This window comes from Superficieibacter sp. BNK-5, assembly GCF_047456055.1.
Lineage (GTDB): Bacteria > Pseudomonadota > Gammaproteobacteria > Enterobacterales > Enterobacteriaceae > Superficieibacter.
Window position 1 is genome coordinate 4,571,084 of record NZ_CP179893.1, and the last position, 22,156, is coordinate 4,593,239.

Annotated in this window: 17 protein-coding genes and 1 pseudogene; 3 read left to right on the forward strand and 15 right to left on the reverse strand. The window is 55.1% G+C overall.

The window, feature by feature from the left end:
• Window positions 1–18 precede the first annotated feature (18 nt).
• Complete coding sequence (locus ACMGGS_RS21870) at window positions 19–1,011, forward strand: M28 family peptidase (protein ID WP_414164359.1); 993 nt, start codon at window positions 19–21, stop codon at window positions 1,009–1,011.
• Between the two features lie 332 nt (window positions 1,012–1,343).
• Here ACMGGS_RS21870 and nuoN read toward each other — a convergent pair whose 3' ends face one another.
• The 14 genes from nuoN to ACMGGS_RS21940 all read right to left on the reverse strand — a co-directional run bounded on the left by nuoN (window position 1,344) and on the right by ACMGGS_RS21940 (window position 17,914).
• Window positions 1,344–2,801 (reverse strand): NADH-quinone oxidoreductase subunit NuoN, encoded by a 1,458-nt coding sequence (nuoN, locus tag ACMGGS_RS21875; RefSeq protein WP_176920352.1) that lies wholly within the window; start codon window positions 2,799–2,801, stop codon window positions 1,344–1,346.
• A gap of 6 nt (window positions 2,802–2,807) precedes the next feature.
• Window positions 2,808–4,337: an NADH-quinone oxidoreductase subunit M gene (nuoM, locus tag ACMGGS_RS21880; protein ID WP_414164360.1), complete on the reverse strand. Its 1,530-nt coding sequence runs from the start codon at window positions 4,335–4,337 to the stop codon at window positions 2,808–2,810.
• A gap of 161 nt (window positions 4,338–4,498) precedes the next feature.
• Window positions 4,499–6,340 carry an NADH-quinone oxidoreductase subunit L gene (nuoL, locus tag ACMGGS_RS21885; protein WP_414164361.1) on the reverse strand — a complete coding sequence of 614 codons (1,842 nt, stop codon included), beginning with the start codon at window positions 6,338–6,340 and terminating at the stop codon, window positions 4,499–4,501.
• Window positions 6,337–6,639, reverse strand: a complete 303-nt coding sequence (gene nuoK / locus ACMGGS_RS21890; RefSeq protein ID WP_049841347.1) for an NADH-quinone oxidoreductase subunit NuoK — start codon at window positions 6,637–6,639, stop codon at window positions 6,337–6,339. The genes nuoL and nuoK overlap by 4 nt, the downstream gene beginning before the upstream one ends.
• Window positions 6,636–7,190 (reverse strand): NADH-quinone oxidoreductase subunit J, encoded by a 555-nt coding sequence (gene nuoJ / locus ACMGGS_RS21895; protein ID WP_414164362.1) that lies wholly within the window; start codon window positions 7,188–7,190, stop codon window positions 6,636–6,638. The genes nuoK and nuoJ overlap by 4 nt, the downstream gene beginning before the upstream one ends.
• A gap of 11 nt (window positions 7,191–7,201) precedes the next feature.
• The gene (gene nuoI, locus ACMGGS_RS21900) at window positions 7,202–7,744 is read right to left on the reverse strand and encodes an NADH-quinone oxidoreductase subunit NuoI (RefSeq protein ID WP_103674365.1); all 543 of its coding nucleotides are present in this window, start codon (window positions 7,742–7,744) and stop codon (window positions 7,202–7,204) included.
• Window positions 7,745–7,758: 14 nt separating this feature from the next.
• Window positions 7,759–8,736, reverse strand: coding sequence for an NADH-quinone oxidoreductase subunit NuoH (gene nuoH / locus ACMGGS_RS21905; RefSeq protein WP_176920348.1), 978 nt, complete (start codon window positions 8,734–8,736; stop codon window positions 7,759–7,761).
• On the reverse strand, window positions 8,733–11,459 hold the full coding sequence (gene nuoG / locus ACMGGS_RS21910) for an NADH-quinone oxidoreductase subunit NuoG (protein WP_414164363.1): 2,727 nt from the start codon (window positions 11,457–11,459) through the stop codon (window positions 8,733–8,735). Before nuoG ends, nuoH begins: the two co-directional genes overlap by 4 nt.
• Window positions 11,460–11,489: 30 nt before the next feature.
• Window positions 11,490–12,827, reverse strand: a complete 1,338-nt coding sequence (nuoF, locus tag ACMGGS_RS21915; protein WP_414164364.1) for an NADH-quinone oxidoreductase subunit NuoF — start codon at window positions 12,825–12,827, stop codon at window positions 11,490–11,492.
• Window positions 12,824–13,324 (reverse strand): NADH-quinone oxidoreductase subunit NuoE, encoded by a 501-nt coding sequence (gene nuoE, locus ACMGGS_RS21920; protein ID WP_103674369.1) that lies wholly within the window; start codon window positions 13,322–13,324, stop codon window positions 12,824–12,826. Before nuoE ends, nuoF begins: the two co-directional genes overlap by 4 nt.
• A gap of 2 nt (window positions 13,325–13,326) precedes the next feature.
• Window positions 13,327–15,129, reverse strand: coding sequence for an NADH-quinone oxidoreductase subunit C/D (nuoC, locus tag ACMGGS_RS21925; protein WP_414164365.1), 1,803 nt, complete (start codon window positions 15,127–15,129; stop codon window positions 13,327–13,329).
• A gap of 88 nt (window positions 15,130–15,217) precedes the next feature.
• On the reverse strand, window positions 15,218–15,892 hold the full coding sequence (gene nuoB, locus ACMGGS_RS21930; RefSeq protein WP_002913178.1) for an NADH-quinone oxidoreductase subunit NuoB: 675 nt from the start codon (window positions 15,890–15,892) through the stop codon (window positions 15,218–15,220).
• Window positions 15,893–15,913: 21 nt separating this feature from the next.
• Window positions 15,914–16,348, reverse strand: a complete 435-nt coding sequence (nuoA, locus tag ACMGGS_RS21935; protein WP_103674371.1) for an NADH-quinone oxidoreductase subunit NuoA — start codon at window positions 16,346–16,348, stop codon at window positions 15,914–15,916.
• A gap of 627 nt (window positions 16,349–16,975) precedes the next feature.
• A complete protein-coding gene (locus ACMGGS_RS21940) occupies window positions 16,976–17,914 on the reverse strand; it encodes a LysR family transcriptional regulator (RefSeq protein WP_414164366.1) in 939 nt (312 codons plus the stop codon).
• A gap of 930 nt (window positions 17,915–18,844) precedes the next feature.
• Between ACMGGS_RS21940 and alaA the strand changes: the two genes are divergently transcribed.
• Together alaA and yfbR are read left to right on the forward strand one after the other, a co-directional pair.
• Window positions 18,845–20,062 (forward strand): alanine transaminase AlaA, encoded by a 1,218-nt coding sequence (gene alaA / locus ACMGGS_RS21945; protein WP_414164367.1) that lies wholly within the window; start codon window positions 18,845–18,847, stop codon window positions 20,060–20,062.
• Between the two features lie 87 nt (window positions 20,063–20,149).
• On the forward strand, window positions 20,150–20,749 hold the full coding sequence (gene yfbR / locus ACMGGS_RS21950; protein ID WP_176920342.1) for a 5'-deoxynucleotidase: 600 nt from the start codon (window positions 20,150–20,152) through the stop codon (window positions 20,747–20,749).
• Between the two features lie 178 nt (window positions 20,750–20,927).
• Here yfbR and ACMGGS_RS21955 read toward each other — a convergent pair.
• Window positions 20,928–21,913 (reverse strand): annotated as a pseudogene (locus ACMGGS_RS21955) (IS110 family transposase).
• Between the last annotated feature and the right edge of the window lie 243 nt (window positions 21,914–22,156).

The following is a 22,156-nucleotide window of genomic DNA, read 5'->3' on the forward strand; positions in this document are numbered from 1 at the left end:
ATATTTTCAGGATAAATAATGCCTATATTAAAAAAGAAATTATCCTTCAGCCTGTTCGCTATCTTTATTAGCATCATGTCCGGCGCGATTATCCTGTACCAGCCCTGGGTAACACCCTTATCGTCAAGTCAGCAGCATGCCGATCCACAACGGCTGGAGAAAGACGTTCGCTATTTCTCCGAAACCCTGTATCCACGCAGCGCCGATCGCCGCGAGCATCTGGACGCCGCGGCAAAGTATATTACGCAGGTGTTTGAACAACACGGCGCGCAGGTCAGCGAACAGGCTGTGCCGATAACGGGAGGCCCTTTCCGTAATATCATCGCCCGTTATGGCCCGCAGCAAGGCCCGGTGATGATCATCGGTGCGCATTATGACGCCGTGGCCGGAGGTGATGATGAGGCTATGCACTACACGCCCGGCGCGGACGACAATGCCAGCGGCGTCGCCGGTCTGCTGGAGCTGGCTCGCCTGCTGCAACACGCGCCGCTAAAAACCGGCGTCGAACTGGTCGCCTATGCTTCGGAGGAACCGCCCTTTTTCCGCAGCGATGAAATGGGCAGCGCGGTCCACGCCAGCACTGTGCAGCGCCCGGTAAAACTGATGGTGGCGCTGGAAATGATCGGCTATTACGCTTCACAGCCCGGCAGTCAGCGCTATCCCTTTTCCGCACTCAGCGCGTTATATCCCGATCGCGGAGATTTCATCGCCGTAATTGGACGACTGAACGATATCAGCGCGGTGCGCCAGATGAAAGCGGCGTTGCTGGGTGCCGAAGGCTTACCCGTCTACTCCATCAACGCCCCGGAATGGGTGCCTGGTATCGACTTTTCCGATCATATGAATTACTGGCGTCAGGGCATCAGCGCGGTGATGGTGACGGATACGGCGTTTTATCGCAATACGGAATATCACCAGCCGGGAGATACGGCGGATCGGCTGAATTATGAGAAAATGGCAAAAGTGGTGGATGGGGTTTTTATATTATTGATGAATGATAAAAATGAATAAAGCTTTTCCGGCTGCTGGCGGATGCATTTTTATTACTCTGCGATTAGTAAAAAGGTCAATCCAGAATAAAACATTACACCAATGGATTTATTTTCGGCTTTTATGCTTTTTAACGCAAAGCGAAATATCCATATACTGTGGAATTATGACTGGCGGCGCTGCGCTTGCACAGGCCTACGGATCACGAATAACCTGTTGGTATTCATCATTTTAGTAGGCCGGGTAAGGCGAAGCCGCCACCCGGCAAAACGGCGCATACAATAGCCAGGCAGGTTTGTTATCGACCATAAAAAAACCGCCTATTTCGGCGGTTTTTTTATTCTGCATCGCGTTTACATCAGCGGCAGCGCCCGCTGCACGATACTAATCAGCGGCTGCGGCCAGACGCCGAGGATCAGCACCAGCAGCGCGGAGATCAGCACCACGATACCGCCCGCGCTGTACTGCCAGTTCGACGGCGCATCGCGGTTCAGTTTCTCCGGCGCACTCAGGTACAGGCTCACGGCCACGCGCAGGTAGTAGTAAAGACCAATCGCGGAACCGACAACCACTGCGCCAACCAGCCACCATAGGTGCGCCTGTACACCGACAGCCAGCACGTAGAACTTACCGATAAAGCCGAGCGTCATCGGGATACCTGCCAGCGACAGCATCATCACCGTCATGACCGCAGCCAGAATCGGACGGTGCCAGAACAGACCGCGATAGGAGAACAGGGAATCGGCATCCGGGCCACGGTACGGGCTGGACATCAGGCTGACCACGCCAAACGCGCCGAGGCTGCTGAACAGATAACCGGCCAGATAAACGCCTACCGCTTCCATCGACATCTCGCCGCTTTGCAGGGCAATCAGCGCCACCAGCAGGTAGCCGAGGTGGGAAATGGAAGAGTAACCGAGCAGACGTTTGATATTGGTCTGGCTCAGCGCCATCAGGTTACCGAAGATGATGGAGGCAAAGGCGATAATACCCAGCACCACGCGTACCGCTTCACTATGGCCTACCGGCGCGTAGAGGAACAGACGCATTACCACGCCGAAGATAGCGATTTTGCTCGCCGTCGCCAGGAAGGTGGAAACCGGCGCAGGCGCGCCCTGGTAAACATCCGGCGTCCACAGGTGGAACGGCACCAGCGACAGTTTAAAGCCGAGGCCAACGATCATCAGACCAAGACCTGCCAGCAGCAGCGGCTCGTGCAGCATGCCGTCGCCGAGGCTCTTACCAATGGCGAGGAACGACAGGTTGCCGGACTGCGCGTACACCAGCGCCATACCGAACAGCAGGAAAGACGAGGCTGCGGCAGAGAGGATGGTGTATTTGATGCTGGCTTCCAGCGAGCGTTTCTGACGGAAGGCGTAACCCACCAGGCCAAACAGCGGCAGCGAGATCAGCTCAATACCGAGGAACAGCGACGCCAGGTGGTTGGCGTTTGCCAGCAGGATCCCGCCCAGCGCGGCGATCAGCACCAGCAGGTAGAACTCTTCCTGATTGTCGTTATAGCCTTCCAGCCACGGATAGGCAAAGGTACAGGTGGCGAGGCTCGCCAGCAGTACCAGCCCGGTATAAAGCATTGCATATCCATCGACGCGCATCAGCGGCGTGACGTCCATTGCGCCCGCCTGGCCAACAAACCAGAGCGAAACTAACGCGACATTAAGCCCAATGACCGACAGCGTGGCATTGAGAAAATGATTGCGTCGCCACGCAATGCTGAGCATCACGACCACCACCGTCAGACCGACGATTAGCAGCGGTAGCAGCGCAATCAGGTGTTGTGGAGTTATTGTCATGGCGATTTACGGCCTTGTAGTAGAAACGGAATTAACAAACCACTGCTGGATGTTGCTCATCGCTGAATGCGAGGTATCCAGAATCGGCTGAGGCCACAGGCCCAGCAGTACCAGCAGCACAACCAGTAGCAGAATGATAGACAGCTCGCGCAGCGACATTCCCGGCAGTTCTTGCGCGGCGATTTCGCTTTTCGCTTTACCGAAATATGCGCGGTGTAGCATCGCCAGCGAGTAAACGGAGGCAAACACCAGTCCAAAGGTCGAAATCACCGTAATGACCGGCACCACCTTGTAGCTGCCGAACAGGATCATAAATTCGCCAACGAAGTTACCGGTGCCCGGCATCCCGAGCGTCGCCACCGCGAAGAACAGCGACATGGCTGGCAGCCATTTAATTTTGCTCCACAGACCGCCCATCATGCGCATGTCACGGGTATGCAGACGCTCGTAAAGCTGGCCGCAGATGATGAACATCCCGGCGGCAGAAAGCCCGTGGGCAATCATCTGGATCACCGCGCCCTGGTACGCCAGCTGGCTGCCGGTGTAAATCGCAATCAGCACGAAGCCCATGTGCGATACGGAGGTGTAAGCAATCAGACGTTTGATATCGGTCTGGGCAAAGGCCATCCACGCGCCGTAGAAAATGCCGATCACGCCAAGCCACATGGCAATCGGCGCAAATTCCGCCGAGGCGTTCGGGAACAGCGGCAGGGAGAAACGCAGCAGACCGTAGGCCGCCGTTTTCAGCAGGATGCCCGCGAGGTCGACAGAACCGGCGGTCGGTGCCTGCGAGTGCGCGTCCGGCAGCCAGCCGTGCAGCGGCACCACCGGCATTTTCACCGCAAAGGCGATGAAGAAGCCCAGCATCAGCAGATATTCCACACCGTGCGACATCGGCGTTTTCAGCAGCGCTTCGTAATCGAAGGTCCATACGCCGGTCGCGCTGTAGTGCACGAATACCAGCGCCAGAATGGCAATCAGCATGACCAGACCGCTGGCCTGGGTATAGATGAAGAATTTGGTGGCCGCGGAGATACGCGTCTTCCCGTCGGAGGCTTTATGACCCCACAGCGCAATCAGGAAGTACATCGGCACCAGCATCATCTCCCAGAAGAAGAAGAACAGGAACATGTCGATGGCGAGGAACACGCCGATAACGCCGCCGAGGATCCACATCAGGTTCAGATGGAAGAAGCCCTGATATTTTTCGATCTCACGCCATGAGCAGAGCACCGCCAGTACGCCAAGCAGACCGGTCAGGGTCACCATCAGCAGCGACAGGCCATCCAGCGCCAGATGAATGGAGATACCAAAACGCGGGATCCACGGCAGCAAAAATTCTGACTGCCACTGCGGTAAACCGGCGGATTGCGTCAGAGAATAGCCGCCCTGCAACCAGAGTTGCAGAGAGAGCAAAAACGTCAATCCCATGGTGATCAGCGCGATCCAGCGCGGCACCTTCACGCCGAAGCGTTCGGTCTGCCAGCACAGGAAGCCGCCGATAAAGGGAATTAGTATTAGCCAGGGTAATAGCATGGCGATCTTTGTTCCTTGTTTAAGTCTCCTGAGAGACCTGATTTCAACGAATTCTCACAAAACTCACGTGGGACTGTGGGACTTGATGCCCGGTGGCGCTGCGCTTACCGGGCCTACTCTATGCAGGTCGGGTCCCAGCCCGACCATCCCAAAGTCTCAACTCAACGCAATACCATCAACAGGCCCAGCACCACGACTGCGCCAATGCTCATCGACGCCACGTACCAGCGCAGATAACCGTTCTCGCTGAACAGCAGTCCTTTACCTGCAAAGCGGGAAAGGATAGCCGGGATGTTCATCAGCGCATTCAGCGGATCGCGACGGATAAGCCAGGCGATGCCCAGGAACGGCTTAACGAATACTTTGTCGTACAGCCAGTCAAATCCCCAGGCATGGAACCACCAGGTGCCGAAGAAGCGGCCCGGCGCGCTGTTCGCAATTGAAGTCACCAGCGTGCGTTTACCCAGCCACAGCCAGGCAGCAATCAGAATACCGGCAATCGCCACCACGCCTGAGGTGATCTCCAGCGTCAGTACCCGACCGTGCTCCATCTCAGTGGTATGCGGCAGCACATTCTGCAACGGCGGCACAATCAGCGCGCCGAGGAAAGTGGACAGCAGCATCAGCACGATCAGCGGCAGATGGTGCGTGATCCCCTTCCCTGCGTGGGCGTGGATCTGTTCTTTACCGTGGAAAACAATGAAAATCATCCGGAAGGTATAGAGCGAGGTCATAAACGCCCCGACCAGACCGGCAACCATCAGGTTGAGATGACCGTTGGCCATCGCACCTGCGAGGATTTCATCCTTACTGAAGAAGCCTGCGGTAATCAGCGGCAGCGCCGACAGCGCCGCGCCACCAATCAGGAAGCTCAGGTAGACCAGCGGAATCGACTTACGCAGGCCGCCCATTTTAAAGATGTTCTGCTCGTGGTGGCAGGCCAGGATCACCGAACCGGACGCCAGGAACAGCAGCGCTTTAAAGAACGCGTGGGTCATCAGGTGAAAAATCGCCGCATCCCACGCCTGAACGCCCAACGCCAGGAACATGTAGCCAATCTGGCTCATGGTGGAGTAGGCGAGCACGCGTTTGATGTCGGTCTGTACCAGCGCGGCAAAACCCGCCATCACCAGCGTCACCGCACCAACGATGCCAACCAGATGCAGGATTTCCGGGGTCATCAGGAACAGGCCGTGAGTACGTGCGATCAGGTACACGCCCGCAGTGACCATCGTCGCGGCGTGGATCAGCGCAGAGACCGGCGTCGGACCGGCCATTGCGTCAGCAAGCCAGGTCTGCAACGGCAATTGTGCCGATTTACCGACCGCGCCGCCCAACAGCATCAGCGTCGCCCATTGCAACGTAGTGCTGCCGTTGGCGAAGTGCTGCGGTGCCAGTTCGACCATTTCGCGGAAGTTCAGCGTACCCAGTTCGTTATAGAGAATGAACAGTGCGAAGGCGAGGAACACGTCACCGACGCGCGTCACCACGAACGCTTTCATCGCTGCCGCGCCGTTCTTCGGATCGGTATAGTAGAAACCGATCAGCAGATAGGAGCAGAGGCCCACGCCTTCCCAGCCGAGATACATCAGCAGCAGGTTATCGGACAGCACCAGAATGACCATGCTGGCGATAAACAGGTTGGTGTAGGCGAAGAAGCGGGAGTAGCCCTCTTCCCCGCGCATATACCAGGAAGCGAACATATGGATCAGGAAGCCGACGCCGGTTACCACCGAAAGCATGGTCAGCGACAGGCCGTCCAGCACGAGGTTAAAACCGATATTGAAATCACCGACCGACATCCAGGTCCACAGCGGCTGGCTGAACGGGGTACGATCGCCATTCAGGAAATCCATACCGACAAACGCGGTAACCAGCGCCGCAAGGCCGATAGACCCTACGCCAACCGTGGCCGCGAGATTTTCAGACCAGCGTCCACGTGAGAATGCCAGCAGAAGAAAGCCAATCAATGGCAGAATAATGGTTAAGGCAAGCATGTTCATCCACGCAACTCACTTACTGAATCGATGTTCAGATTCTGGCGGCGACGATGGAGCTGTAGCAACAGCGCCAGGCCAATACTCGCCTCGGCAGCCGCAAGGCTGATGGCAAGAATGTACATCACCTGACCATCGGTCTGGCCCCAGTAGCTTCCCGCCACCACAAAGGCCAGCGCGGAAGCGTTAATCATGATCTCCAGCCCAATCAGCATAAACAGCAGATTGCGGCGGATGACCAGCCCGGTTAAACCCAGCACAAACAGAATGGCTGCAAGGATCAGCCCATGTTGTAAGGGGATCATGCGTGCTCCTCCGTTTTTCTTTTTGCGCTGTCATTCGGACGGTTGCTCAGCACCTCGCCCGCGCGATCTTCGCGCCCGACGTGGAAAGCCACCACCAGACCAGCCAGCAGCAGCATAGAAGCCAGTTCAACCGCCAGAACGTAAGGGCCAAACAGCGTAATGCCGACCGCTTTCGCGCTGATTGCCGCGCCGTCGATACCCTGATCGTTAACGTGCAGAATGGCGTAAATCATCACCACCAGCAGTATCGCGGATAACACAGCCGGGCCTGCCCAGATTTGCGGCTTCAGCCACTGGCGCTCCTGCTCGATTTCAGAACCGCCCAGGTTGAGCATCATCACCACGAAAACGAACAGCACCATAATGGCGCCGGCGTAAACGATGATCTCCAGCGCCCCGGCAAAATACGCGCCGAGGGAAAAGAAAACCCCCGCAATCGCCAGCAGGGACACAATCAGATACAGCAGCGCATGGATCGGATTGGTATGCGTAACAACTCTGAGCGTCGTCAGGATGGCAACCAGGCCACAGATATAAAAAGCGAACTCCATTGCCCCTCTCCTTACGGTAACAGGCCTTTGACGTCGATAGGCTTGGCTTCGTTTTCCGCTTCGCCCTTATCTTTGCCGTCGATTGCCATACCTGCCATCCGGTAGAAGTTATATTCCGGGTATTTACCCGGACCGGAGATCAGCAGATCCTCTTTTTCGAACACCAGATCCTGACGCTTGTACTCGCCCAGCTCGAAGTCCGGCGTCAGCTGGATCGCCGTGGTCGGACAGGCCTCTTCACACAGTCCGCAGAAAATGCAGCGCGAGAAGTTGATACGGAAAAATTCCGGATACCAGCGGCCATCTTTGGTTTCCGCTTTTTGCAGCGAGATACAGCCTACCGGACAGGCTACCGCACACAGGTTACAGGCAACGCAGCGCTCTGAACCGTCCGGATCGCGCGTCAGCACGATACGGCCACGGTAGCGCGGCGGCAGATATACCGGCTCTTCCGGATACATGCGCGTTTCGCGTTTAGCGAAGGCGTGCAGGCCGATCATCCAGATACTGCGAACCTGGGTGCCGAAGCCCACTACTAATTCTTTTAAGGTCATGGTCTATAAGCCCCTTATTGCGCCTGCCAGAGAATGACAGCCGCCGTTACCAGCAAGTTGATCAGCGTCAGCGGCAGGCAAATTTTCCAGCCGAAAGACATTACCTGGTCATAACGTGGACGCGGTAATGATGCGCGGATCAAAATAAACATCATCATAAAGAACGCCGTTTTGATGGCGAACCAGATGAATGGCGGTAAGAACGGGCCCTGCCAGCCCCCGAAGAACAGGGTGACAATCATCGCCGATACAGTAACGATACCGATGTATTCCCCCACAAAGAACAGACCGAATTTCATACCGGAATATTCAATGTGGTAACCGTCGGCCAGTTCCTGCTCGGCTTCCGGCTGGTCAAACGGGTGACGGTGACAGACCGCCACGCCCGCGATGGCAAAGGTCACAAAACCAAAGAATTGTGGGATCACGTTCCAGATGTCGGCCTGGTTATTAACGATGTCGGTCATATTGAATGAACCGGCCTGCGCCACCACGCCCATCACCGACAATCCCAGAAATACTTCATAGCTCAGGGTTTGTGCGGAAGCACGCATCGCACCGAGCAGCGAGTATTTGTTATTACTGGACCAGCCGGCAAACAGCACCGCATAAACCGCCAGACCCGCCATCATCAGGAAGAACAAAATCCCGATATTCAGGTCGGCCACCACCCAGCTTGGGCTGACCGGCACAATAGCAAAGGCCAGCAGCAGCGAGGTAAAGGCGATCATCGGTGCCAGGGTAAAGATGACGCGGTCCGAGAATTTCGGGATCCAGTCTTCTTTAAAGAACATCTTGATCATGTCCGCGACCAGCTGGAGCGAACCGCCCCAGCCCACGCGGTTCGGTCCGTAACGGTTCTGGAACAGACCGAGCAGACGACGTTCGCCGAAGCTCATGAACGCGCCGCAGGTCACAACGACCAGCAGGATCACAACCGCTTTCAGGATGCTTAACAGAACGTCAATAACTTCCGGTGTTAACCAGCTCATGCTTGTGCCTCCCGCAGATCCTCAAGACGTGCGCCCGCCAGTACCGGGGCGATACCCGGCATCCCCATCGGTAAGCCCACCTGCCCTGCCGTCAATCCTTCGGCAATCACCACCGGCAGGCTGACCGTCTGGCCTTCATAACTGAAGGAGACATTGGCCCCGGCGTTAACGCCAAGTTTGGCAGCATCCGCCGGATTCAGGCGAATATAAGGCTGCGGCATACGCTGCTGGAACACCGGCGAACGCTGCGACATTTCGTCGCTGCCGAACAGATGGTAGTAAGGCGCGATACGCCATTTCCCCTCTTCCGCCTGGAAGCTTTCCGGTACGCTGGCAAAGAAATCCAGACCCGTTTCGGAGGCTTCGATCAGACGCACGCCTGGATCGCCGTGACGCAGATGTCCGCCCACTTCGGCCTGGAATTTGTTCCACGCCTGCGGGGAGTTCCAGCCCGGTGCCCACGCAAACGGAATTTGCGAGCGCGGCGCGGACGGCTGGTTGTTCCCTTCCATGGAGAAGGCGAACATGGTGTCTTTATCCTGCGGCTGACGCGGTTCATGCACGTTGATGTTGGCGCGCATCGCCGTGCGGCCACTGTAGCGATGCGGTTCACGCGCCAGTTTCTGCCCGCGAATGCGGAACGCGGCATCCGGCGCAGCATCTTTAATGCCTGCCAGTTGCGGCATCGCCGCGATGGTCGCGTCAATGACATGGTCAAGTTGCGTCCAGTCCACTTCACGATTTTCAACCGTACTGTGCAGCGAATGCAGCCAGCGCCAGCTTTCCAGCATGATGGTGCTGTTGTCGTAATAGGCCGGATCGTAAACCTGGAAGAAGCGCTGCGCGCGGCCTTCGTTGTTGATGACCGTGCCGTCGCTTTCGGCGAAGCTCGCCGCAGGCAGAACCAGATGCGCATAATCCATAATGGCGGTGCGCTGATGGTCAACCACCATGACCAGCGGTGCTTTGGCAAGCGCAGCATCCACGCGCGCAGCGCTGGCGTGACGATGCAGATCGTTTTCCAGTACCACTACCGCGTCTGCCGCGCCGGATTCCAGCTCGTCCAGCGCGTCGTCCAGCGAGCCACCGCCAATCATGCCGAGGCCCATGCTGTTAACCGCGCGCGCAATCATGGTGATGCCCACGTCCGCGCCACGCCCCTGGAGTGCTTTCGCCACGTTGGCCGCCGCCTGGATCACATCCGCGCTGCCCGAGTTAGTCCCGGAGATAATCAGCGGTTTCTTCGCCCCCGCGAGGGCCTGTACCACGACGTCAATCTTGTTTTGCAGATCGCGATCGATACCTTCTACCGCCGGAGAGTTGCTGTCCAGCGCGTTGGCGATAGCAAAGCCAAAGCGCGCCTGATCTTCCACCGGAGCACGATAGGTCCATGCCGCGATGTCGTCCAGACGGGTGTTATCGACGTTGGTCACAAACAGCGGATGCTTCGCCCGCTGGCCGATATTGAGGATGGCAGCAATCTGCCAGTCGGCGACTTTCTGAGCCGCTGCCATTTCGCGCGCTTTACCTTTCACTGCCTGACGCACGGCCAGCGAGACGCGTGCGCCGGTCTGGGTGATGTCTTCGCCCAGAATCAGCACCGCATCGTAAGATTCGATTTCACGCAGCGCCGGGGTACGGATGCCGCCTTCGCGCAACACTTTCAGTACCAGTTCCAGACGCTGCTGTTCGCCACGTGCGATGCCGGTATAGAAGTTTTCCGCACCGACCAGTTCACGCAGCGCAAAGTTACTTTCAACGCTGGCGCGTGGGGAGCCGATACCAATCACTTTTTTCGACTGGCGCAGAATATCCGCCGCGCCCTGCATCGCCTGTTCGGCGTTGAGAGTGATGACATCCGCACCACGGCGCTGCACCGGCTGACGCGGACGGTCTTTCAGATTCACGTAACCGTAGCCAAAACGACCACGGTCGCAGAGGAAGTAGTGGTTCACGGTGCCGTTATAACGGTTTTCGATGCGACGCAGTTCGCCGTAACGCTCACCCGGACTGGTATTGCAGCCCAGCGAGCACTGCTGACAGATGCTTGGCGCAAACTGCATGTCCCACTTACGGTTGTAACGCTCGGAGTGGGTTTTATCGGTGAACACGCCGGTCGGGCAGATTTCCACCAGGTTACCGGAGAATTCGCTTTCCAGAGTGCCGTCTTCCGGACGACCGAAGTAGACGTTGTCGTGCGCGCCATAAACGCCCAAATCCTGACCGTCGGCATAATCTTTGTAATAACGCACGCAGCGGTAGCAGGCGATGCAGCGGTTCATTTCATGCGAAATGAACGGCCCCAGATCCTGATTGCGGTGGGTACGTTTGGTAAAACGATAACGACGGAAGCTGTGGCCCGTCATTACGGTCATATCCTGAAGGTGACAGTTGCCGCCCTCTTCACACACCGGACAGTCGTGCGGGTGGTTGGTCATTAACCACTCCACCACGCTTTCGCGGAACTGTTTCGCTTCTTCATCATCGATGGAGATAAACGTTCCGTCCGAGGCCGGCGTCATACAGGACATGACCAGGCGGCCACGCGTGTCTTCCGCGTTTTGATATTGCTTCACCGCACACTGGCGGCAAGCCCCGACGCTGCCCAGCGCCGGGTGCCAGCAAAAGTATGGAATATCGAGGCCGTGAGACAGACAAGCCTGTAGCAGGTTGTCCGCACCGTTGACCTCATATTCTTTGCCGTCTACATGAATCGTAGCCATTAGCATGCTTCCAAATTAAAAATCGTTAACTCACCAGCGCGCTTTCAACAGGTTCGGCTGAATACCACCAATCACATGGGTATTGCTGAAGGTCTGCTTGATGCCTGCTTCGAATTCGTCGCGGAAATATTTAATCGCGCTTTGCAGCGGTTCGACCGCGCCCGGCGCATGTGCACAGAAGGTTTTACCCGGCCCGAGGAAACGACACAGTTGCTCAAGTGTCTCGATATCCCCCGGCTGGCCTTCGCCGCGCTCAAGGGCGCGCAGAATTTTTACGCTCCACGGCAGACCGTCGCGGCACGGCGTACACCAGCCGCAGGACTCGCGGGCGAAGAACTCTTCCAGGTTGCGCACCAGCGGCACCATGCCAATTTCATGGTCAACCGCCATCGCCAGCGCCGTACCCAGACGGCTGCCCGCTTTGCCGATGCTTTCAAACTCCATCGGCAGGTCAAGATGTGCTTCGGTGAGAAAGTCGGTTCCCGCGCCGCCCGGCTGCCAGGCCTTGAATTTCAACCCGTCGCGCATGCCGCCCGCATATTCTTCGAGGATTTCGCGCGCGGTGGTGCCAAACGGCAGCTCCCAGACGCCCGGATTTTTCACCCGGCCGGAGAAGCCCATCAGTTTGGTGCCCGCGTCTTTGCTGGTTGAAATGCCCTGATACCACTCCACGCCGTTGGCAAGGATCGCCGGCACATTGCACAGGGTTTCAACGTTATTCACGCAGGTCGGTTTGCCCCACACGCCGCTGCTCGCCGGGAACGGCGGCTTGGAACGCGGGTTGGCGCGACGGCCTTCCAGGGAGTTAATCAGCGCGGTCTCTTCACCGCAGATATAGCGCCCTGCCCCGGTATGCACGAACAGTTCGAAATCAAAACCGGTGCCGAGAATATTTTTGCCCAGCAAGCCCGCTTCGGTGGCTTCGGCAATCGCGCGACGCAAATTTTCCGCCGCTTCGATATATTCGCCGCGCAGGAAGATATAGCCGCGGTACGCTTTCAGCGCGAATGCGGAGATCAGCATGCCTTCCACCAGCAGGTGCGGCAGCTGCTCCATCAGCAGGCGGTCTTTATAGGTGCCCGGCTCCATTTCATCGGCGTTACACAGCAGGTAACGGATGTTCATGGATTCGTCTTTCGGCATCAGGCTCCACTTCAGGCCGGTGGAAAAGCCCGCGCCGCCACGGCCTTTCAGGCCAGACTCTTTTACCGCGTTGACGATATCGTCAGGTGCCATACCCGAGAGCGCTTTACGCGCGCCCTCATAGCCGTTTTTGCTCTGATATTCGTCCAGCCATACCGGCTGCTTGTCGTCACGCAGACGCCAGGTCAGCGGATGCGTTTCGGGAGTGCGTATAATGTTCTTCATTTATACTGCTCCAGCAAATCGGGGATCGCCTCCGGCGTCAGATGGCTGTGAGTGTCCTCATCAATCATCATGGTCGGGCCTTTGTCGCAGTTGCCCAGACAGCAGGTCGGCAGGAGAGTGAAACGCCCGTCAAAGGTGGTCTGGCCCGGCTTGATATTGAGTTTTTTCTCAATCGCAGCCTGAATGCCCTGATAGCCAGTGATATGGCAAACCACGCTGTCGCAGTAGCGGATCACGTGACGGCCCACCGGCTGACGGAAGATCTGGCTGTAAAACGTCGCCACGCCTTCCACGTCGCTGGCCGGAATTTGTAAGACTTCAGCAATGGCGTAGATCGCGCCATCCGGCACCCATCCACGCTGCTTCTGAACGATTTTCAGCGCTTCAATGGACGCTGCACGCGGATCTTCATAGTGATGCAATTCATGTTCAATTGCTTCACGTTCTGCCGCACTCAGCTCAAAAGCCTCGGTCTGTGGTTGTTGATTTTCGTGCATAATTAGCGGTCCACGTCTGACATAACAAAATCGATACTGCCCAGATAAACGATCAGATCCGACACCAGGCTACCGCGGATCGCCGAGGGGATCTGCTGCAGGTGCGCAAAGCTTGGGGTGCGCACGCGGGTGCGGTAGCTCATGGTGCTGCCGTCGCTGGTCAGGTAGTAGCTGTTGATCCCCTTGGTCGCCTCGATCATCTGGAAGGATTCGTTGGCGGGCATGACTGGCCCCCACGACACCTGCAGGAAGTGGGTGATCAGGGTTTCGATATGTTGTAGCGTGCGCTCTTTCGGCGGCGGCGTGGTCAGCGGGTGATCCGCTTTGAACGGGCCTTCCGGCATGTTATTGAGGCACTGCTCAAGAATACGCAGGCTCTGGCGCAGCTCTTCCACTTTCAGCATCACGCGGGTATAGCAGTCGGAAACCCCGCCGCCGAGCGGAACTTCAAAGTCGAAGTTTTCGTAGCCAGAGTAAGGACGCGCCTTACGAATGTCGAAGTCAATGCCGGTCGCACGCAGGCCCGCACCAGTAGTGCCCCACTCCAGCGCCTCTTTGGCACCGTAAGCGGCCACGCCCTGAGCACGGCCTTTGAGAATGGTGTTGCGCAGCGCCGCTTTCTCATAGGACGCCAGACGTTTCGGCATCCAGTCGAGGAATTCACGCAGCAGACGATCCCAGCCGCGCGGCAGATCGTGCGCCACGCCGCCGATGCGGAACCATGCCGGGTGCATACGGAAGCCGGTAATGGCTTCCACCAGATCGTAGATTTTCTGACGGTCGGTAAAGGCAAAGAACACCGGCGTCATCGCGCCGACGTCCTGAATAAAGGTCGAGATATACAGCAGGTGGCTGTTAATACGGAACAGCTCAGAGAGCATGACGCGGATGACGTCAACGCGTTCCGGCACCTTAATGCCCGCCAGTTTTTCTACCGCCAGCACGTAAGGCATTTCGTTAACGCAACCGCCGAGGTACTCAATACGGTCGGTATACGGAATGTAGCTGTGCCAGGATTGACGCTCACCCATCTTCTCAGCGCCACGGTGGTGGTAGCCGATGTCAGGCACACAGTCGACAATCTCTTCGCCATCAAGCTGAAGGATAATACGGAAAGCACCGTGCGCGGACGGGTGGTTCGGACCGAGGTTGAGGAACATGAAGTCCTCATTCTCAGTACCGCGTTTCATCCCCCAGTCTTCCGGCTTGAAGGTCAGCGCTTCCATTTCCAGATCCTGTTTGGCTTTGGTCAGTTCAAACGGATCGAATTCGGTGGCGCGCGCCGGATAATCTTTACGCAGCGGGTGGCCGGTCCAGGTCTGCGGCATCATAATGCGCGTCAGGTGCGGGTGGCCTTCGATATCGATACCGAACATTTCCCAGGTTTCACGCTCGTACCAGTTGGCGTTAGGGAAAAGTTTGGTAAACGTCGGCACGCGCAGATCGTTTTCGGACAATGCCACCTTGAGCATGATATCGCGATTGCGTTCAATGGAAATCAGGTGGTAGAAAACGGAAAAATCCGCGGCGGGTAACCCGTCACGGTGCGTGCGAAGACGTTCGTCCATGCCGTGTAAGTCAAACAGCATGACGTAAGGTTTTGGCAGTCTCTTTAAGAAATCGCCCACTTCCAGTAACTGCTCACGCTTAACCCACACAACGGGAATCCCGGTGCGGGTCGCCTGAACGGTAAAGGCATCCGGCCCAAAACGGTTGCGCAGTTCGCCAATGACCGGGTCATCGAGATGGTCCCGGGTCTGCCATGCAGCGTCTTGCGCGGTTAAATCGGTCATAATGTTCACCATTGCAAATGGTCCGTGGTGACTGTCCGGCAGAGCTTCGCGCTATTTGTTTTACTATGCGAAGATGTAGTCCTCTGCCGACAGGCGCAAATTAAATCTCGTCAGGCGTCCGCAGATTGGTCACTGCAATACGTTCGCCGCGTTTACGCTCGCGCTCCGACTGCATGTTGGCGCGGTACACGCCCTGATCGCCGACCACCCATGACAGCGGACGACGCTCTTTGCCAATCGACTCCTGCAACAGCATCAGTGCCTGCATGTAGGCTTCCGGACGCGGCGGGCAGCCGGGGATATACACATCCACCGGGATAAATTTATCGACGCCCTGAACGACCGAGTAGATATCGTACATGCCACCAGAGTTGGCACAGGCACCCATGGAAATGACCCACTTCGGCTCCAGCATCTGATCGTACAGACGCTGAATGACCGGGGCCATCTTGGTAAAGCAGGTTCCCGCCACCACCATGAGATCCGCCTGACGTGGCGAGGCGCGAAGAACTTCTGCACCAAAACGCGCAACGTCATGCACCGCAGTGAATGACGTCACCATTTCTACGTAGCAGCAGGACAGGCCAAAGTTGTAAGGCCAGATTGAGTTTTTACGGCCCCAGTTCACCATGTCATGCAGGGCATGCTCAAGCTTGCCCATGTACACGCTTTTGTTAACTTCCTGCTCGAGGGGATCGGTGACAATCTCCTGTTTTTGCAGGGGGTAACGGTCGTTCTCACCGTTAGGATCTATGCGGGTGAGCGTATAATCCATCTTATTGCCTCGCTTCTGGCGTTAACGATTAGTGCGGTCTGTTTCCGGGTTCATCAGTTCACGGCGCGAACGTACAGGCGTCCAGTCCAGCGCACGCACACGAACGAGGTAAACCAGGCCAGCCAGCAGCACTAAAATAAAAATTGCAGCTTCTGCAAAACCTACCCAGCCGCTTTCGCGGATTGAGGTCGACCATGCAAAGAGATAAAGGGCTTCTACGTCAAAGATAACGAAGAACATTGCGACCAGGTAGAACTTGGCGGACAGGCGCAGTCGGGCGGTGCCGACCGAATCAATACCCGATTCAAAGGGGGTGTTTTTGTGCCTGGCACGGGCGCGACCGCCAAGATACCAGCCGCCAACCAGCATTAAGCAGCACAGGCCGATGGCAACGACGAGAAATACAGCGAATGCCCAGTGATGAGCGATGACTTCAGTGGATGTTGACATACGCATTGCTTAGCTCAAAAGGTAGCACTAAAACCCCTGCTCTTAACGGCAGGTGAGCGCCACATCTGTTCATGGGGAGGAATAAAAAACCATACATTTACTGCGAAAATATTAAAACCGCTAAATGATGTGGTTTTTTACTCCTTTCTATAACCTTTTGTCAACTTTAACAAAAGTTTCTTCACATTAATTCACATCAAACACGTTTCATTAACATTAAGTGCCTTTTCCCCTGAAAGAAACCGGGTTCATTGTCAGGGTTTAGTGCTGTTGAATCGTGTCCGTCAGCGCAGAGAAATGTATTACCCTCCTATTTTGACAGGATTTTGCCGTAATGCCTCCCCCTAATGAGGAGTATTTTCTTGATCTGTGACACGCTTTTGTTAATCCAACCCTAAAAAAGGCAACAAATTCGCAGTAATTTTTAACATTCGCCAATAGTCTGATGAGAAGAAGGGGTATTGGACAGTAATGATTAAACAAGGAGTTAACTGCCTGAATAGTGGGAAAACCAGGTAATAACAGCTGCGGTGTGCGACGAGAATTGTTCAAAAAATAAACCACAGAGACATTTTCTGTCGTCTGCGGTTTATTTTTACATTTACAATTTGTTACTGGATAACGGCGAAACCGCTAGTCAATATCCTCTTCAATGACGAGGTTTTTCTCTCCCCCTTCATAGGTAGCTAGCGGACTGAGCAAGGGACGCTGAGCATCATACAACGTTCTGAAGATAGCATGCGCCAGTTCATTGGTACTGTACGGGTTATAGCACAGTTGATAATCCGTATCCGGTAATGGTGGTAATCCATCGGCACGACCCAATACCCGCAGCTCCGGCCCCATCATTTCAACCGGTCGCGCCGTGACGCCCAGCCCGGCTTTTACCGCGCTCCTGACCGCAGACAGCGTGGAGGCAACATAGGCAAGCCGCCATGGGATTTGCGCCTCATCCAGCGTGCGAATCGCCATTTCCCGAAACGGGCTGGGTTCATCGAGGATGACCAGCGGGATCGGCTCCGATTTCTGTAACATAAATTCCGCCGCGCAATACCACAGCGTCGGAGAGGTCCGTAACATCTGGCAGGCAAACTGTGCCGGGCGCTCGGTCGTCAACATCAGGTCGACTTCCTGGCCTTCCATCATTTCAACGAGAGTCGAATTGTGCTTTATACGAATATCCAGCGTCAGCCGCGGCCAGGCTGAGCTAATACGGTTGAGCAAAAACGGCAACAGGATATCAGCAGATTCACTGGATGCCCCGATGGTCAACTCCCCATGTAAATCGTTGAATACCAGCGAGGAACACGCTTCATCGTTAAAACGCAGGATTTTGCGTGCGTAACCTAAAAGCTGGATCCCCTGTTCGGTGAGCAGCTTATTACGACCATGACGAACAAAAAGCTCTTTTTCGACCAACTGTTCGAGCCGCTGCATCTGCTGACTGACGGCAGACTGAGTTCGACAAACCGCGATAGCCGCCGCTGCAAAGGTATTGCAATCGGCGACCGCCACAAAGGTTCTCAGCAGATCGAGGTCGAGATTAATTATCGGACGATTTGCGTTAATCATATTTTTCCACTTACAGGCTGCTCGCAACTGACCTGCCTGGATTGATGCTGTGCTCAAAGAGTCAGGCAATTCCATTTATACCCACCGGCAGGTTTGTCCTGCACAGGGGATCTGAACGAGCGTTATTGCAAATACATACCTGCTAACACTCAGCAGGCTCCCTGGCTATATTTTGAAATGCAATAGTAAGAAAGAATATTCACGCAGAGCATTTATAGATAACGTCAGCCATAAATACTTGCTGCCTTCAAACTCCCGTGCAATAAGGTTTGTGACAATTTCGCACGTTATCCCTTACTATAATGCAAACGAAACATAAGCAATAACAACGTAATAAAGCATTTTCACATGAAGGTCATGGCCGCGACTGGCACGCCTCCAGACTATTCATCCGGGTATCTTAACCGAAAAATTCTTCGGTTATAAGAGCATCTACGAATAATCTTACAAAGATCTTTTTCAAGGTATCAATTCGTTTTTATTCAATTAACATTTGGGTTAGCTGACTCATAAATAATAAAGAACCTTTAATTATCCAGAGAATACTTTATTAACAATATTTAACATCAAATTCACACAAGAGGTTTCATTTATTAGCGATATATTGCTTGGATAAATAAATGACACCATCCGGCAGTACAGAAGATATGCGCTCGCCTCAGAGGGCCTATGAGTCCCGTTAGCTGCCCATTTTTAGCATAAAATAGAGTTCCGTAAGCGGAACCTCAGGCATAAATCGCCTTCTTTGCTATTAGATTAAAGGTTAATAGCGTTTATGTGATGTAAAGCAGCAAGAATGCGCGGAGCGAAAACCGCTATTTCGCAAAATCTTCATCTACCGACCCTTCAAAAAACGCCCTATGGGGAGTACATTATTCGGTGACGCTTCCACGGCAGGGAGTGGTACTCATCGCTAAAAGGTCAAGGTTCATGTCCCCCATTGAAAAATCCAGCAAATTAGATAACGTCTGTTATGACATTCGTGGCCCGGTTCTGAAAGAGGCAAAACGTCTTGAGGAAGAGGGTAATAAAGTTCTGAAGCTTAACATTGGTAATCCGGCCCCTTTTGGTTTTGAAGCGCCCGATGAAATTCTGGTCGACGTGATCCGCAACCTGCCGACCGCGCAGGGCTACTGCGATTCAAAAGGGCTGTATTCTGCACGTAAAGCCATTATGCAGCACTATCAGGCGCGCGGAATGCGCGACGTCACCGTTGAGGATATTTATATCGGCAACGGTGTGTCTGAACTGATTGTGCAATCTATGCAGGCGCTGCTCAATAGCGGCGATGAGATGCTGGTTCCGGCTCCGGATTACCCGCTGTGGACGGCGGCTGTCGCGCTCTCCAGCGGTAAAGCGGTGCACTATATTTGCGACGAATCCTCTGACTGGTTCCCGGACCTCGACGACATTCGCGCCAAAATCACCCCGCGCACCCGCGGAATTGTGATTATCAACCCGAATAATCCAACCGGCGCGGTGTATTCAAAAGAGCTGCTGCTGGAGATCGTCGAACTGGCGCGTCAGCATAATTTGATTATCTTTGCTGATGAAATTTACGACAAGATCCTCTACGACGAGGCAGAGCATCACTCTATTGCCCCGCTGGCTCCGGATCTACTGACCATCACTTTTAACGGGCTGTCGAAAACCTACCGCGTGGCGGGTTTCCGTCAGGGCTGGATGGTGTTGAACGGACCGAAGAAACACGCTAAAGGCTATATCGAAGGTCTGGAGATGCTGGCCTCCATGCGTCTGTGCGCCAACGTTCCGGCGCAGCACGCCATTCAGACCGCGCTCGGCGGCTATCAAAGCATCAGTGAATTTATTTTGCCAGGCGGACGGCTTTACGAGCAGCGCAACCGGGCCTGGGAACTGATTAACGATATTCCTGGCGTCTCCTGCGTTAAGCCGAAAGGCGCGCTGTATATGTTCCCGAAAATTGATGCCAAACGCTTTAATATTCATGACGATCAGCGCATGGTACTCGATTTCCTGTTACAGGAAAAAGTGCTGCTGGTTCAAGGCTCCGCCTTTAACTGGCCGTGGCCGGATCACTTCCGTATCGTGACGCTGCCGCGCGTGGACGAACTGGAAATGTCGCTCGCCAAATTTAGCCGTTTCCTTTCCGGCTACCATCAGCTTTAATTTTGCCTTCTCTGGCCGCCGGGGTTTGCATCCGGCGGTCATCTCAGCGCACAATGCCCTTTACTGTTGTTGTTCAAAAGGGTCACCATGAGCCAGAGTCATTTCTTTGCCCACCTCTCTCGCCTTAAGTTAATCAACCGCTGGCCGCTGATGCGCAATGTGCGCACCGAGAACGTCTCTGAGCATAGTTTACAGGTTGCGATGGTTGCTCACGCGCTGGCGGCGATCAAAAACCGCAAGTTTAACGGCACGCTGAACCCCGAGCGCATTGCGCTGTTGGCGATGTACCACGATGCATCCGAGGTGCTGACCGGCGATTTACCGACCCCAGTGAAGTACTTCAACTCGCAAATTGCCCAGGAGTATAAAGCGATTGAAAAGATCGCCCAGCAAAAACTGGTGGATATGGTGCCAGAGGAGCTGCGCGATATTTTTGCCCCGCTGATTGATGAGCATCAGTACAGCGAGGAAGAGCGGTCCATCGTCAAGCAGGCCGATGCGCTGTGCGCGTATTTAAAATGTCTTGAAGAGTTATCGGCGGGTAATAACGAATTTTTGCTGGCGAAAGGCCGGCTGGAAAAAACGCTGGAGACCCGCCGCAGCGAAGAGATGGATTACTTTATGCAGGTGTTTGTGCCGAGCTTTCATTTGTCGCTGGATGAGATTAGCCAGGATTCACCGCTGTAACAGGGCAGGCGTCGTGGAAACGTTGTGTTTACCCGGCCACCGCATAGACGCGGTGCACACGATGCCGGGTGGCGCTGCGCTTACCCGGCCTACATGGTGTGCTCGCGTTATGCGGCCTTAAACAAACTTAATTGCAGGCGTAAGTCTGAGTAATATACCGTAGCTACCGTCTTGAACGTCAAGCGGTAGCTGCATAATTTTCATCCCAGGGAAGCCGCGTTTTTAACACGCCGAAGCACAGATGCACCAGCTTGCGCATGACGGCCCCCAGCGCGGCTTTCTTTGCCTTGCCTTTCGCGACCAGCCTTTCATAGACAGCCTTTGCCTGCCTGTTCCAGCGGCTCGCGCTCAGGGCTGCCACGTACAACTTGGCCCGCACACCTGACGGTCCTGTTTTTGACATATGCGGTCTGCCACGTACTGAGCTTCCCGATGTTTTCTCTACCGGGGTGATCCCCAGATACGCCGCCGCCTGTGAGGCGCTTTTGAACGTTCCGTCCTTCAGCAGTGCCAGCATTTCCCGCCCGACCTGATCTTTCACACCCTTGATCGATTTCAGTAAATCAAGATCGGCCTTCAGCCCCGGATCGTTATCCGTATGATCGGTTATGAGCTTTTCTATCCGGGCCAGTTCGTCATTCAGCCAGCTTTTCGTCCGCTCCAGTGAAAGGATGACTTCCCGTGGTGTGGACGTTGAAGTCGCTTTTTCCAGCCGGTTCACCGTACGCTGCACATCCTCTCTCAGGGCATCCCGCTGCCGCAGCAGAGCCCGCAGCTTGCGCACTTCGGGTGAAGGCGGAACCCAGATATTCGGGTGTTTCAGCGCGCCATAACAGGCCAGTACGAATGCATCGACAGCATCATTCTTGTTGAGGATATCCATCCCGCAGGCAAATTCGCGGACACGATGTGGGTTGGCCATGCAGACTCTGACGCCAGCCTCATGGAGGCCATACGCCAGATTTTCATGATAGATACCCGTCGCTTCCAGCACGACTGTCACGCTTCCCGGAACGCATTTTTGTGCGTTCAGCCAGTCGACAACCCTGCGGGCCACGGCGGGTTCATTGTTCAGAACCTTGTGTTTTTTTTGCCGCCGGGGCCGGCAACAAGCAGACAAAGATCGATTTTATTTTTACTGACGTCAATACCAAGAGTACACACAGAACACCTCCTTTCACCTGAGCCAACACGCCATTCCAGCCTTGTACATACGAAGTCAGTGCTTCTGGTTACCGTACGGATTTTGAGTGACGTGAAAGGTGAAACGGGAGGCTTAAGCTACATCGGAAGATCGGTGTCTTCAGGCCGGATACAAGCTTCTCCCGTTTCAGATAGCTGACAGCTAATCAGCTATCTGTTCAGGATACAAGGCCGGGTAAGGCGAAGCCGCCACCCGGCAAAACC